The 12,425-nt window shown below is 63.3% G+C and carries 15 protein-coding genes; 10 read left to right on the top strand and 5 right to left on the bottom strand.

The features are described from left to right. Nucleotides 1-16: 16 nt before the first annotated feature. Complete coding sequence (locus P6U31_RS21375; RefSeq protein WP_407183662.1) at nt 17-1,357, bottom strand: RtcB family protein; 1,341 nt, start codon at nt 1,355-1,357, stop codon at nt 17-19. Between the two features lie 222 nt (nt 1,358-1,579). On the opposite strand from P6U31_RS21375, the gene P6U31_RS21370 reads away from it, so the two are divergent. From P6U31_RS21370 to P6U31_RS21355, 4 genes are all read left to right on the top strand, one after another. After that, on the top strand, nt 1,580-1,870 hold the full coding sequence (locus P6U31_RS21370; protein WP_407183661.1) for a hypothetical protein: 291 nt from the start codon (nt 1,580-1,582) through the stop codon (nt 1,868-1,870). A 583-nt stretch (nt 1,871-2,453) separates the two neighbouring features. Further along, nucleotides 2,454-3,125, top strand: coding sequence for a DUF429 domain-containing protein (locus P6U31_RS21365; protein WP_407183660.1), 672 nt, complete (start codon nt 2,454-2,456; stop codon nt 3,123-3,125). A gap of 116 nt (nt 3,126-3,241) precedes the next feature. Beyond that, complete coding sequence (locus tag P6U31_RS21360) at nt 3,242-3,385, top strand: hypothetical protein (protein WP_407183659.1); 144 nt, start codon at nt 3,242-3,244, stop codon at nt 3,383-3,385. Between the two features lie 92 nt (nt 3,386-3,477). Further along, nucleotides 3,478-4,182 carry a glutathione S-transferase family protein gene (locus P6U31_RS21355; protein WP_407183657.1) on the top strand — a complete coding sequence of 235 codons (705 nt, stop codon included), beginning with the start codon at nt 3,478-3,480 and terminating at the stop codon, nt 4,180-4,182. A gap of 98 nt (nt 4,183-4,280) precedes the next feature. Here P6U31_RS21355 and P6U31_RS21350 read toward each other — a convergent pair whose 3' ends face one another. The 3 genes from P6U31_RS21350 to P6U31_RS21340 all read right to left on the bottom strand — a co-directional run bounded on the left by P6U31_RS21350 (nt 4,281) and on the right by P6U31_RS21340 (nt 6,286). Next, a complete protein-coding gene (locus P6U31_RS21350) occupies nt 4,281-5,063 on the bottom strand; it encodes a sulfite exporter TauE/SafE family protein (RefSeq protein ID WP_407183656.1) in 783 nt (260 codons plus the stop codon). A 3-nt stretch (nt 5,064-5,066) separates the two neighbouring features. Next, nucleotides 5,067-5,699 (bottom strand): TetR/AcrR family transcriptional regulator, encoded by a 633-nt coding sequence (locus P6U31_RS21345; protein ID WP_407183655.1) that lies wholly within the window; start codon nt 5,697-5,699, stop codon nt 5,067-5,069. A 215-nt stretch (nt 5,700-5,914) separates the two neighbouring features. Next, nucleotides 5,915-6,286 (bottom strand): tRNA-binding protein, encoded by a 372-nt coding sequence (locus tag P6U31_RS21340; RefSeq protein ID WP_407183654.1) that lies wholly within the window; start codon nt 6,284-6,286, stop codon nt 5,915-5,917. A gap of 104 nt (nt 6,287-6,390) precedes the next feature. On the opposite strand from P6U31_RS21340, the gene P6U31_RS21335 reads away from it, so the two are divergent. Next, nucleotides 6,391-6,744 carry an ArsC family reductase gene (locus P6U31_RS21335; protein ID WP_407183653.1) on the top strand — a complete coding sequence of 118 codons (354 nt, stop codon included), beginning with the start codon at nt 6,391-6,393 and terminating at the stop codon, nt 6,742-6,744. A 25-nt stretch (nt 6,745-6,769) separates the two neighbouring features. On the opposite strand, the gene P6U31_RS21330 is transcribed toward P6U31_RS21335, so the two are convergent. After that, nucleotides 6,770-7,411, bottom strand: a complete 642-nt coding sequence (locus tag P6U31_RS21330; RefSeq protein ID WP_407183651.1) for a hypothetical protein — start codon at nt 7,409-7,411, stop codon at nt 6,770-6,772. Between the two features lie 342 nt (nt 7,412-7,753). On the opposite strand from P6U31_RS21330, the gene P6U31_RS21325 reads away from it, so the two are divergent. The 5 genes from P6U31_RS21325 to P6U31_RS21305 all read left to right on the top strand — a co-directional run bounded on the left by P6U31_RS21325 (nt 7,754) and on the right by P6U31_RS21305 (nt 12,411). Next, nucleotides 7,754-8,509, top strand: a complete 756-nt coding sequence (locus P6U31_RS21325) for an ABC transporter ATP-binding protein (RefSeq protein ID WP_407183650.1) — start codon at nt 7,754-7,756, stop codon at nt 8,507-8,509. Then, nucleotides 8,502-9,248 (top strand): ABC transporter ATP-binding protein, encoded by a 747-nt coding sequence (locus tag P6U31_RS21320; RefSeq protein ID WP_407183649.1) that lies wholly within the window; start codon nt 8,502-8,504, stop codon nt 9,246-9,248. Before P6U31_RS21325 ends, P6U31_RS21320 begins: the two co-directional genes overlap by 8 nt. 33 nt (nt 9,249-9,281) lie before the next feature. After that, a complete protein-coding gene (locus tag P6U31_RS21315) occupies nt 9,282-10,505 on the top strand; it encodes an ABC transporter substrate-binding protein (protein ID WP_407183648.1) in 1,224 nt (407 codons plus the stop codon). Between the two features lie 72 nt (nt 10,506-10,577). Beyond that, nucleotides 10,578-11,441, top strand: coding sequence for a branched-chain amino acid ABC transporter permease (locus tag P6U31_RS21310; protein WP_407183647.1), 864 nt, complete (start codon nt 10,578-10,580; stop codon nt 11,439-11,441). Nucleotide 11,442: 1 nt separating this feature from the next. Next, nucleotides 11,443-12,411: a branched-chain amino acid ABC transporter permease gene (locus tag P6U31_RS21305; protein ID WP_407183646.1), complete on the top strand. Its 969-nt coding sequence runs from the start codon at nt 11,443-11,445 to the stop codon at nt 12,409-12,411. Nucleotides 12,412-12,425 lie beyond the last annotated feature (14 nt).

The raw sequence follows: 12,425 nt of genomic DNA, 5'->3' as shown, positions 1-12,425 counted from the left end.
CGCCCACAGTTTCGCGTCAGTCCTTCCACGGATCGAACTCGCCTTCGCCGGCCATGGCGACCGCGAACGGCCGCAGCGTATGCAGCACCTTCACGGTGCCGGCATGTTGCGCCAGCACGTCGGGCAGGCGGCGATAGGCCATCGGGCTCTCGTCGAGGTCGGCACCGATCAAGGTGACGCCGCGCTCGTTAAGCCAACGGTCCATCTCGTCGCGCGAGAAGCGCCGCCTAGCTTCCCGTCGTCCGAACAGGCGGCCGGCGCCGTGCACGGTCGAGTAGAGCGAGGCCTTGGCTTCCGGGCTGTCGACGCCTTCGAGGATGACGGCATCGTCGCCCATCGAGCCGCCAACGAATCCCTTCTGGCCGGGAAACGCCGGCGTGGCGCCCTTGCGAACCACCCATAAATCCTTGCCGTCGTGGGTTTCCCGCCAGGCATAATTGTGGTGGTTGTGCACGCTCTCGGTGATGCTGCCGCCGATGATCTGGCGGACGCGCTCGACCACCCACTCGCGGCCCGCATAGGCATAGCGCCCGGCGAGCTGCATCGCAGCGATATAGCGGCGGCCGAGCTCGCTATCCTCGTCGACCACGGCCGGCGGGACGTTCATGCCGTCCTTGCCGCCGGCGGCCTTGAGGTAGCGCGTCGCGGAGGTGTGTCCGAGACCGCGGCTGCCGAAGTGGACGCCGATCCAGACGAAGCCTTCCTCGTCGCGCATGAGGTCGACATAATGGTTGCCCGATCCGACCGTGCCGAGTTGCTTCACCGCCTTTGCACGGTAGTCCTCCATGTCGCTCTCGCGCCAGGCATCGCCGTCGTCGAACAGATCGTGCTCGGCGCGTTCGGCGTTGGCCCGGCCGACACCGAACGAGATCGTCTTGGCAACATCGCGGATGATCGTGGGCACGAGGCCTGCGATGTCGTCGAAGCGCGTATCGAGCTTCGCTGCCATATTGCCGCAGCCGATGTCGAAGCCGACGCCGGAGATGCTGATCTGCTTCTCATAGGTGATGACTCCGCCGACGGGCTGCGCATAGCCGAGATGGCCGTCGGCGCAGATCACACCGGAGACGACGTTGCCGATGGCCATGCAATTGCGCATCTGCGCGATCGTCGCCTCCTCGTCCGGGCCGAACACCTTCAGCGGCGCATTCTGGAAGCGGGTATCCTGCGTCCGGAACTCGGCGATCGAGCTCGCGGTCGCATTGGCCTCGCGGGCAAGATGCTCCTTGCGCGCGGCGTCCTTGTACAGGCACCAGGCCGGCTGGCCGCGTCCTTCGCCGACGCGCGAGTCGGGATCGACACCGGCGGCGAGGCAGAGCTCGCGGGCGCGCTCCATGTAGGGATCGGGTCGTCGCATGGTCGTGGGTCCTTGTCATTCCGCTCGCACCATAGCGGGCGGGGCGGATCATTTCAGAGAGTTCTGAGGCCCCGGGCGCAGTCTCCTGCGTACGGGGCCGTTGTCGTCGCGCATCAGTTCAACGCCGTCTCCGACGCCGCGATCCACGCGACCACGGCCTCGGAGAAGCCGTTGACGCGCGTCCAGGCGCCATGACCGACACCGTGCTGATACGAGGCCACGTTGACCATGGTGCCCCGTGCCCTGGGGTCCGGGCACCTGGTCGTGGCTCTGCTCGTCGGTAAAGACGATGAGGCGATCGCCCTTGCGGTCGATCTCCGTCACGGCCTTGCCGAGATACGTTCCCTCGTGCGGCTGCGAGTTGATGATCGCGTCCCTGAGCGCGAAGCCGCGGCGGAGCGGAACCTTCACGACCTCATTGCTGAAGGTGAAGATCTCGACCTCGTCGCAGATCTCGCGCGCGAGGATGGCAAGGCCGCAGGCCGGGGCAACCAAGTGTCCTTCCACCGCTGACAGCAGCGCAGAGCGCGTACGTCAGAGGCGAAATTCGAGCCCGCTCTTCCATCGTGTGAAGTATTCGATATCCTCACCACCAGCGTCGGTTGAGCCGCGATCATTCGCGGCAAACCGAGTTACAAAAATTTCGATCGCGGCGCTGTTGACGCGCCGCACTTTGCGAACCCTTTTGGGCTCGCTCTGCCATCGGTGTCCGGCTCATCGCCTCGTTCCCTCCGGCAGGCCCCGCGCACTTGGGCACGCGCCTTCTCAACGCGACTCCCGTTCCGGCCATTGCCGGGTTGTTCGATTGGGCCGCACGGTGGGCAACAAAAAACCCTCCGGAGCGGCAGGCTCGGGAGGGTCCGTGAGAAGCGGACGATCGATCTTGCGGTCAGGCAAGATCGCTCCCATGAGCCGAGCATGCGACGTCGAATAGCGCGGGGCTATTCGGCATGCGGACAATTCTTTCGTAGCGGAGTGACATCGCTCGGTTCATGGTGTCTGTCGCAAACGGAAGGGCTTGCGAGGGCGCGGGACATACGCCCGCAACTTGCGGATGTCAAGCGAGACGCGCGCGGAAACTGAAATTGACGGACGCATGACGTGCCAAAACTATCTGGGGCTGGACGGATTTCGCTTCGGCTGGGTCGCAGCGTGGATCGACGAGCGCGGCGATCACGGCTTCGATTACTCGCCGGGCCTGATGCGCCTGCTCGCGATGCCACACGCGCGCGCGATGATCGACATGCCGATCGGATTGACTCCGAGCGGCTATCGCGGTTGCGACCTGCGCGCACGCGAGCTGATTGGCCCCGCCGTGTTTCTCGGCGCGCGCCGCGACCTCTGGACCTTTGCCGACATGGCGGCGGCCAATCGCCATTACTGGGCGCACGAAGGCAAGGGCAGGGGCGTGTCGGCGCAGCTCTGGAATATCCGGGACAAGATCCGAGACGTCGACGAGATCATGAATCCGGCGCGGCAGGCGACGATCGGCGAGGCGCATCCGGAATTGGTGTTCTGGAATCTGGCGGGACGCGTGCGGCTCGCGAACAAAACGACCGAGCAAGGCCGCCAGCAGCGCATCACACTCCTGGCGCAACGCGGTTTCACGCGCCTGCCGAAATGGCTGACATGGCGTCACGGCACCGGTATCGGCCGCGACGATCTCATCGATGCCTGCGCCTGCGCGGTCGCGGCGCGCGACAGCACACAGCGTATCGGCGGCGACGAATTCGATCCGCGCGGGCTGCGGATGGAGATCAATTATTGAGGGTGATGCCGCCGGTCCTTGGGCAGGAAAAAGCGGCAATTTATTCATGGCATGCGGGAACTGTCGCGGGCCGGTCCGCGTTCCCCGTGCCAACACAGGACAGAGAAGCTCGTGCGATGAATGATGCCAGTCAGTTCGCGACCGCGATGCTCGCGCTCGTTTTCACGGGAGCGCTGCTCATCACCGGCCAGCTCTTCATCGAGCAGCGTGCGCAGCGCGATGCGGTTTACGCCACGAGCCATTTGCTGCGGCCGTTGTGACCCGCTGGATGTGGTGTGACGGCTGACTGGCCTTGCGCCGTTCGGCGGCTCGCCTAGATTAGCCGGCATCTCACGAACCAGCCGGAGTGCCGATGTCCGATCTGTCTGCCTTTCCCATCACCAAGCGCTGGCCGGCGAAGCATCCCGAGCTGCTTCAACTCTACTCGCTGCCGACGCCGAATGGCGTCAAGGTCTCGATCATGCTCGAGGAGATCGGGCTTCCCTACGAAGTTCATCTCGTCGATTTCGGCAAAGACGACCAGAAGACCGCTGAATTCCTCTCGCTCAATCCGAACGGCAAGATCCCGGCGATTCTCGATCCCAACGGTCCCGGCGGCCGGCCGCTGCCGCTGTTCGAATCCGGGGCGATCCTGCAATACCTTGCGGAGAAGACCAGCAAGCTCCTGCCCGAAGATGCCGCGGGACGCTACCAGACCATCCAGTGGTTGCACTTCCAGATGGGCGGCATCGGGCCGATGTTCGGCCAGGTCGGCTTCTTCCACAAATTCGCCGGCAAGGATCTTGAGGATAAGCGGCCGCTGGAGCGTTACGTGGGCGAGTCAAAGCGGCTGCTCGGCGTGATGGAGACGCATCTTTCCGGCCGGCAATGGTTCATGGATGACGACTACACCATTGCCGACATCTCCATGCTCGGCTGGGTGCGCAATCTCATCGGCTTCTACGGCGCCGGCGATCTCGTCGCCTTCACGCAGTTCAAGTCGGTCGGTGCCTGGCTCGAGCGCGGGCTGGCGCGTCCGGCGGTGCAGCGCGGATTGAACATTCCGCGGCGGCCCTGAAACCTAAAGCATGATCTGGAAAAGTGCGAAGCGGTTTTCCGGAATGATCATGCGCAAACAACAACCTAAAGCGCGATGTCGATTCATATCATCGCGCTTTAGCCCAGCGCCTTGTAGGTCATGTAGAGCGCCATCAGCGCGACGAGGGCGATCATGGCGCCGCGGAGCACCGATCGGCCGACGCCGTTGGCCATGCGTGCGCCGAGATCGGTGCCAATCCAGAGGCCGGCAAGGATGCCGATGATCGCCGGCCAGCCGACCATGAGGCCCTTGCTCCAGTAGATCCAGGCCGCCGGAAGATTGGTCGGGATGATCGAGAAGACCAGGCTGACGAGCTGCGCCTGATGCTGCGGCACGCGCAAGCCGGCGGCGAGGCCGACCGTGATCGCCAGACCTCCGCCGATGCCCATGAAGCCGGAGGAAAATCCGGCGAGCAGGCCGATGAGGAGCAGGGGGACCCAGGGCAGGTTGTCTTCGTCCCGGGCTTCGCGGCTGCCGTCCTTGCGATCGCGGCGCAGGATCAACAGGGCCATCAGCGCGACGAGATAGACGACGTAGGTCCATTGCAGGACGGAATCGGAAACCAATGTTGCGGCATAGCCGCCGCCGGCGCCGCCGATCAGAAATCCGAGGCCGATCCACATGACCCACGGCAAGGGGCTGCGGTTGCCGCTCTGCCAGTAGCGGCGTATGCCGGCGAGACCCGTCGGCGGAATCTGGGTGATCAGCGAGGTGCCCTGGGCAACGTGCTGCTCGGCCCCGAGCAGCAGCACGGAGAAGATCACGAGCCCGCCGCCAGGGCTGGTGCCCGAGAATCCCGCTGCCAGTCCGGCGACCAGACCGACCCCACCACCGGCGAGGACCTCGTGGAGCCAGGACATCGCTTACGTCCGGGTCCGCCGCCTGGTCTCGGGCTTTATCGTGCGGAAGCCGTCGATCACCCCGGTCACGGCCGCCATGCAGGCTTCGACGTCAAATTCGACGCCCCAGCATTTTTGCAGCACGAACCCCTGGAAGATCGCGATCAGGACGCGCGCGATCGCGTCCGCGCCGAGGTCGCGCCTGATGAGGCCATCGTGCTGGGCGCGCTCGGCCAGCGCGACGATCAGAGCGCGCGGCATGTCGATTCCCTCGACCACGCTGCTGCGGACGCGGCGGTTGCGCAGGGCTTCGGCCCAGCCGTGGACGCCGACACGGCGGCGGGCTTCGCCGGCGGGATCGGTCAGCCATTGCGCGTAGACCCGGATCAGCGCGTGAAGTCCTTCGATCGGATCGCCGGATCCTTTCGCAACCGAATTGAGCACGGCTTCGCGCCGATGCCGGTCGTCGGCGAGTGCTTCGATCAGATCGTCCTTGCTCTGGAAGTAGAGATAGACCGCGCCATGGCTCAGTCCGGACCGCCTGACGATGTCGGCCATGCCGGTCTGGTGAAAACCGTCTTCGGAGAAGCAGGCGAGGGCCGCTTCGAGAATCTGCTGCCGCCGACTTTCGCGTTGCTTGTCGCTGATTTTGGGCATTCGACGGTCCCCAAATAACTGACAGATCGATCGGTTTCTGACGGATCACAGCAGACGCCAAGAACATGACCGCCAAAATAAAAAACGATCAGTCAGTCATTTTTAGTCCCAAAATGAAGGCGGGTCAAGCCCGGCCGCGCGGAAGCCGGCAAAGACGGAGGATGACGTCGCCGCGAATGCGCTGGCCGAATCGAGGCCGCTGCGCCGGGGGCCGGCTAGAATAGCCGTCCGCCGTTCGGCACCGGCTTGCTCGGCTGCACCAGCACGACCTTGCCATTGGCATCGGGCAAGCCGAGCGTCAGCACCTCCGAGATGACGGGTCCGATCTGGCGCGGCGGGAAATTGACGACGGCCGCGACCTGTTGTCCCATCAAAGTCTCGAGCGGATGGTTTTCGGTGATCTGGGCCGAAGATTTGCGCACGCCGATGGCGGGCCCGAAGTCGATCCATAGCCGAAAGGCCGGCTTGCGCGCCTCGGGAAACGGCTTGGCGTCGACGATGGTGCCGACGCGGATATCGACGGCGAGGAAGCTGTTGAAGTCGATGGTCGGCGAGGCGGCGGCTGCGGGATCGTGGCTGACGTGCATGGGATGTCCGTTCGGCGAATTGGCGTCGTTCGCAATATTGTCGCGCGAACCGGAGTTTCGTACAACGCCACGTATGTCACGATACGTCATGCGCGAGGAACGTCTTGCCCACCACCATCTACGGCATCAAGAACTGCGACACCATGAAGAAGGCGCGCGCCTGGCTCGACACGCATGGCGTGCCTTACGCGTTTCACGACTACAAGGCGGCCGGCGTGGAGAAGGACAAGCTCAAGCAATGGAGCGACAAGGTCGGTTGGGCGACGCTGCTCAACCGCGCCGGGACGACCTTCAAGAAGCTGCCCGATGCCGACAAGGAAGGCTTGAGCGAGAAGAAGGCGCTGGCCTTGATGCTAGCGCAACCATCGATGATCAAGCGGCCGGTGCTGGAGATCGGCGGCAAGCTGCTGGTCGGCTTCAAGCCGGAGATCTATGCCAAGGAAGTCAAGGCCAAGTAGGTTCGCTGCCAGCGCCCGCCGACCGCTAGTTCAGCTCGATGGTCTCGGTGGCGGTGCTGGGCTGGTCCGCGAACTCGACCACGTCGGCGGTCGCGATGCGGCCGGGCGCGCGATGGAAAAGCTCGCGATCGATCACGGCGCGCAGCTTCGGACGTGGCAGCGCGTCCTTTCCGCGCATCAGATTCTTGATCTCGAAGCCGCCGTCCTCGCAGAAGGTCTTGACCGAGGCGATGACGTGACAGACGTTGCCGTCGGTCTGGAACGGCAGCAGCAGCCTCTCGTAGGCGACGATGCGGCCGTAGATGTCGTCGACATCGGCAACGCTGTAGACGGGCAGGGCGCGCGCCACGCATTCATGATAGATCGGCATCACGAACGGCGCGAGGCGTTGCCCGAGATAGTCGTGGAGCAGAACGCCCTTGCCGGTCTGTCCGTAGGCGCGCGAGATCCGCGTGCCTTCACTCTGGATGATCAGGCTTGGCGTCGGCGTGGAGATGTCCACCGTATAATAGATGAGGTCGGACAGCTCGTCCTCGAGCCGCGCGGGCTGGTACTCCCAGGTCGCCGGTGCGATCTGCTGGCGCGCATAAAGTCGCAGCCACGTGTTCAGCAGGTCTCGCTGCCTGATCGACTTGACGATGGAGGGAGCGGCGCTCGCGAAATCCAAGACAATATTCCCGGCAGATAAACCCGAGGCATGATGTCGTTTGCGGGGAAATTTTTGATGAAGGCTGGCGCGCGGCACGAAAGACCGTTAACGACGGCTTGATGGCCGGTGCTTTTGCGAACCGGGAGGCCGGGCAGGCACGACATCAAACCTCTCCGACTAGGGAGCATTTGTATCCCAGCCGGAGGCCTGATCTGCTCAGCTTTCCGCCTTGCCTAACCCCCGTCACCTCCGGCATATTCCGCGCCCGGAGGCGGCGTTCCGGATGGGCTCCAAGACCTCCGGAATGCCGAAGTAAACTAAGGACAGCCACGCGTATTTCGCGGGCAGGGGGAAAACTGTTTGGCCGATGAGTTCATTCTCGAAACGGAAGGCTTGACCAAGGAGTTCGCGGGCTTTTTCGCCGTCCGCGACGTTGCGCTCAAGGTTCGCCGTGGGAGCATTCATGCGTTGATCGGCCCGAACGGGGCCGGCAAGACGACCTGCTTCAATCTTCTGACCAAGTTCCTCAAACCGTCTGCCGGAAAAATCCTGTACAAGGGGCAGGACATCACCGCGATGGCGCCGGCCGACGTGGCCCGCATGGGACTTGTTCGGTCGTTCCAGATCTCGGCGGTGTTTCCGCATCTCACTGCGCTGGAGAACGTCCGTGTCGCGCTTCAGCGCCAGCACGGCTCTTCGTTCGATTTCTGGCGGTCCAAGTCGGTCCTCAATCGCTACAACGACCGCGCGCGCGAGTTGTTGAACGATGTCGGCCTCAACGAGTTTGCCAACACGCCCGCGGTCGAGATGCCCTATGGGCGCAAGCGTGCACTCGAGATCGCAACCACGCTCGCGCTCGACCCGGAGATGATGCTGCTGGACGAGCCGATGGCCGGCATGGGCCACGAGGACATCGACAAGATCGCGGCGCTGATCAAGCGCATCTCCGCGAAATACACCATCCTGATGGTGGAGCATAATTTGAGCGTCGTGGCCAACCTCTCGGACATCATCACCGTGCTGACGCGCGGGCAGGTGCTCGCGCAAGGTCATTACAGCGAGCTCACCAAGGACGAGCGCGTCAAGGAAGCCTATCTGGGAGCCGGTCATGCCTGATACTGCAATCGCCGAGGCTCCGGCCAAGGCTGCGACCGGCGGAAACATCCTTCAAGTCCGCAACCTCGAGGCCTGGTACGGCGAGTCCCACATCCTGCACGGGATCAACTTCGACGTGAACGCGGGCGAGGTCGTCACCCTGCTCGGGCGTAACGGCGCCGGCAAGACGACCACGCTGAAGTCGATCATGGGCATCATCGGCAAGCGTACCGGCTCGGTGACGTTCAACAACCAGGAGATCATCCGCGCGACCTCCGACAAGATCGCGCGCATGGGCATCGCGTTCTGCCCGGAAGAGCGGGGCATATTCTCCAGCCTCGACGTGCGTGAGAATTTGATGCTGCCGCCGGTGGTCCGTGAGGGCGGGTTGCCGCTCGATCAGATCTTCGAGCTGTTCCCGAATTTGAAGGAGCGGCTGGGCAGCCAGGGCACCAAGCTATCCGGAGGCGAGCAGCAGATGCTCGCGATCGCGCGCATCCTGCGCACCGGCGCCAGCTTCCTGATGCTGGACGAGCCGACCGAGGGTCTCGCGCCCGTCATCATCCAGCAGATCGGCCACACCATTGCGCGGCTGAAGAAGGAGGGATTCACGATCCTTCTGGTCGAGCAGAATTTCCGCTTCGCGTCCACCGTCGCCGACCGCTACTACGTGGTCGAGCATGGCAAGATCATCGACGGATTTTCAAATGCGGAGCTTGCCGCCAACATGGACAAGCTCCACGCCTATCTCGGCGTCTAGAACGGCAAAGAAGAATTGAAAAAGGAAAGTTGCATGAAGACCAGGTCGATTGCGTCGTTGCTGCTGACCACCGCGGTGACCTTCGCTGCGGCAGGCGTCGCGTCCGCGCAGGACAAGACCGTCAAGATCGGTGCGCTGTCCGATCAGTCCGGCCTCTACGCCGATCTCGGCGGCCCCGGTTCGACGGTCGCGGCGCAGATGGCCGTTGAGGATTCCGGCCTGGCTGCAAAGGGCTGGAAGATCGACATCATTTCCGGCGATCACCAGAACAAACCAGACATCGGTACCGCGATCGCGCGGCAATGGTTCGACGTCGACAAGGTCGATGTCATCGTCGACGTGCCGAATTCCGGCGTGGCGCTCGCCGTCAATAATGTCATCAAGGAAAAGAACGGCGTCTACATCAATTCAGGGGCGGCGACGTCCGATCTCACCAACGCACAGTGCTCGCCCAACACCGTGCACTGGACCTACGACACCTACATGCTGGCGCACACCACCGGCCAGGCGCTGGTCAAGGCCGGTGGCGACACCTGGTTCTTCCTGACTGCGGATTATGCCTTCGGTGCCGCTCTCGAGCGCGACACCACGGCGGTGGTCACCGCCAATGGCGGCAAGGTGATCGGCGGCGTCAAGCATCCGCTGAATACGCCGGACTTCTCGTCCTTCCTGCTCCAGGCGCAGTCGTCCAAAGCCAAGATTATCGGTCTCGCCAACGCCGGCGGCGACACTACCAACACCATCAAGCAGGCGGCCGAGTTCGGCATCGGCAAGGGCGGTCAGAAGCTCGCGGCGTTGCTGCTCTTCCTCACCGACGTCAAGGCAATCGGCCTTGAGACCGCGCAGGGCCTCAACTTCACCGAGACGTTCTACTGGGACATGAACGACCAGACCCGGGCGTTCTCGAAGCGCTTCGCGGCGAAGATGAAGAACAACGCGCCGCCGACCATGGTGCAGGCCGGCGTCTATGCGGGCGTGCGTCACTATCTCAAGGCGCTCGAAGCGCTCGGCGGCAATCCGCATGACGGCGTCAAGGTCGTCGAGAAGATGAAGTCGATGCCGACCGAGGACGATCTGTTCGGCAAGGGCGAGATCCAGCCCAACGGCCGCACCATCCACAGCGCCTATCTGTTCGAGGTGAAGAAGCCCTCCGAGTCCAAGGGACCGTGGGACTTCTACAAGCTGGTGGGCTCGGTGCCGGGCGACCAGGCTTTCACGCCGCTGTCCGAGAGCAAGTGCGCGCTCTTGAAGAAGTAAGATAACCGCCCGCAGGCCTTAAGGCTTGCGGGCGACTTTTGAGGAACGCCGAAGGGACCGGGTGCGGAATCGATGCAGGCTCTATACGCTCAGCTACTGGTGGGACTGATCAACGGCTCGTTCTACGCGCTGCTCAGTCTCGGGCTTGCCGTGATCTTCGGCATGCTCAACATCATCAATTTCGCCCATGGCGCGCTCTACATGATGGGCGCCTTCGTCGCCTATTTCCTCTTGAACCTCGGCGGCATCAACTATTGGTGGGCGCTGCTGCTTGCGCCCGTCATCGTCGGCATCTTCGGCATGATCCTCGAGCGGACCATGCTGCAATGGCTGACCGGCCTCGATCACCTCTACGGCCTGCTGCTGACCTTCGGCATCGCGCTGATCGTGCAGGGCGTGTTCCAGAACTATTTCGGCTCCTCGGGACTGCCTTACGCCATTCCGGACCAGCTCAAGGGCGGCATGAATCTCGGCTTCATGTTCTTACCCGTCTATCGCGGCTGGGTCGTGGTGTTCTCGCTGGTCGTGTGTCTGGCGACCTGGTTCCTGATCGAGAAGACGCAACTCGGCGCCTATTTGCGCGCCGCCACCGAAAATCCGACCCTGGTGCGCGCTTTCGGCATCAACGTGCCGCGCATGATCACGCTCACTTACGGTCTCGGCGTCGGTCTGGCCGCGCTCGCCGGCGTGCTCTCGGCGCCGATCAACCAGGTGCGGCCGCTGATGGGTGCGGATCTCATCATCGTCGTGTTCGCGGTGGTCGTGATCGGCGGCATGGGATCGATCATGGGCTCCATCATCACCGGCTTCGCGCTCGGCGTGATCGAGGGCCTGACCAAATATTTCTACCCCGAGGCCTCCAACACCGTCGTGTTCGTGCTGATGGTGCTGGTGCTCTTGGTGAAGCCAACGGGATTGACGGGAAGGGCGGCCTGATATGACAACCCTGACAGACGACACGCTGCCGGCAACCCCGCGCGCCATGCGCGACGAGATGATCGTGTTCGTGGTGATGGCGCTGCTGCTGGCGTCGGTCCCGTTCACCGGAGTCTATCCGTTCTTCGTGATGCAGGCGCTGTGCTTTGCGCTGCTCGCCTGCGCCTTCAACCTGCTGATCGGTTATGGCGGCCTGCTGTCGTTCGGCCATGCGATGTTCTTGGGGACGGCCGGCTATTGCAGCGCGCATGCGCTGAAGGTGTGGGCATTGCCGCCGGAGCTCGGCATTCTCGTCGGCGTCGCCGCCGCTTTCGCGCTCTCGATCGTGACCGGCTACATCTCGATCCGCCGCCAGGGCATCTATTTCTCGATGATCACGCTGGCGCTGTCGCAGCTCTTGTATTTCATTTACCTCCAGGCCCCGTTCACCCATGGCGAGGACGGCATCCAGGGCATCCCGCAGGGACACATGTTCGGGGTGTTCGATCTCTCCAAGCCGACGGTGCTCTATTACGTCGTGCTGGTCGGGTTCCTCGCCGGCTTCCTGCTGATCTTCCGCATCATCAACTCGCCGTTCGGCGAGGTGCTGAAGTCGATCCGCGAGAACGAGCAGCGCGCGATTTCGCTCGGCTATCGCACCGACCAGTACAAGTTCCTGGCCTTCGTCCTGTCCGGCACGCTGGCCGGTTTCGCCGGCGCGCTGAAGGTGTTCGTGGCGCAGAATGCCTCGCTCACCGACGTCCACTGGTCGATGTCCGGTGAAGTGGTGCTGATGACGCTGGTCGGCGGCCTCGGCACCATCTTCGGCCCCGTGGTCGGCGCCTTCGTCATCATCGCCATGCAGCAATATCTGGCCGGATTCGGCCAGTGGGTGACGGTGATCCAGGGTTCGATCTTCGTGATCTGCGTGCTCACCTTCCGGCGCGGCGTCATCGGCGAAATCGCGCATTACTTCCGGCGATCGCTCTAAGTCATTGATTCACG

Origin of the sequence: Bradyrhizobium centrosematis (assembly GCF_045571495.1) — a bacterium.
Taxonomy (GTDB): domain Bacteria; phylum Pseudomonadota; class Alphaproteobacteria; order Rhizobiales; family Xanthobacteraceae; genus Bradyrhizobium; species Bradyrhizobium centrosematis.
Note: the sequence above shows the minus strand (reverse complement) of the source record. Positions and strands in the feature narration are given on the sequence as shown.

Coding starts and splice junctions, on each gene's coding strand:
- P6U31_RS21375 (WP_407183662.1), bottom strand. CDS start 1,357: ATGCGACGACCCGATCCCTACATGGAGCGCGCCCGCGAGCTCTGCCTC.
- P6U31_RS21365 (WP_407183660.1), top strand. CDS start 2,454: ATGACGTGCCAAAACTATCTGGGGCTGGACGGATTTCGCTTCGGCTGG.
- P6U31_RS21360 (WP_407183659.1), top strand. CDS start 3,242: ATGAATGATGCCAGTCAGTTCGCGACCGCGATGCTCGCGCTCGTTTTC.
- P6U31_RS21355 (WP_407183657.1), top strand. CDS start 3,478: ATGTCCGATCTGTCTGCCTTTCCCATCACCAAGCGCTGGCCGGCGAAG.
- P6U31_RS21350 (WP_407183656.1), bottom strand. CDS start 5,063: ATGTCCTGGCTCCACGAGGTCCTCGCCGGTGGTGGGGTCGGTCTGGTC.
- P6U31_RS21345 (WP_407183655.1), bottom strand. CDS start 5,699: ATGCCCAAAATCAGCGACAAGCAACGCGAAAGTCGGCGGCAGCAGATT.
- P6U31_RS21340 (WP_407183654.1), bottom strand. CDS start 6,286: ATGCACGTCAGCCACGATCCCGCAGCCGCCGCCTCGCCGACCATCGAC.
- P6U31_RS21320 (WP_407183649.1), top strand. CDS start 8,502: ATGCCTGATACTGCAATCGCCGAGGCTCCGGCCAAGGCTGCGACCGGC.
- P6U31_RS21315 (WP_407183648.1), top strand. CDS start 9,282: ATGAAGACCAGGTCGATTGCGTCGTTGCTGCTGACCACCGCGGTGACC.
- P6U31_RS21310 (WP_407183647.1), top strand. CDS start 10,578: ATGCAGGCTCTATACGCTCAGCTACTGGTGGGACTGATCAACGGCTCG.
- P6U31_RS21305 (WP_407183646.1), top strand. CDS start 11,443: ATGACAACCCTGACAGACGACACGCTGCCGGCAACCCCGCGCGCCATG.